This window comes from Lactobacillus sp. UMNPBX4, from assembly GCF_002554115.1.
Taxonomy (GTDB): Bacteria; Bacillota; Bacilli; order Lactobacillales; family Lactobacillaceae; genus Lactobacillus; species Lactobacillus gallinarum.
In genome coordinates, this window is record NZ_PCZF01000150.1 from 1 (window position 1) to 355 (window position 355).

Genomic DNA, 355 nt, shown 5'->3' on the forward strand with positions numbered 1-355 from the left:
TTAGCGTAAGCTAACGAGCCACTAAGCCCTAGACTTCAGTCTAGGGTAGTTGACAAGAACAATTACGTAGTTGTTGGTGGATGATTGTTTATTTGATCTTTATGTCAATAATGTCTTATGTGGGAAGCGATGGCTTTGGTGGACAAAATTGGATTAAATATCCTTTTGACTTTGTTGTAATTGCTGTAGCTTCACTTGGATTTTATTACTGGGGTATTAAAACAGGATTACGTAAAATCGATTTGTATATTGAAAAAGACAGTAAAAAATAAAGTTGCCATAGTCAACTTTATTTTTTTACTTGTGTGTCGGGCATGACATTTCATCTAGTCTAGTGAAAGTCTAGACCACGGGT

At 35.5% G+C, this 355-nt stretch carries 1 pseudogene; it reads left to right on the plus strand.

The features are described from left to right. Positions 1-53: 53 nt before the first annotated feature. A pseudogene (locus tag CP355_RS10140) lies at positions 54-272 on the plus strand (amino acid:proton symporter); the annotation flags it as partial. Positions 273-355: the final 83 nt, after the last annotated feature.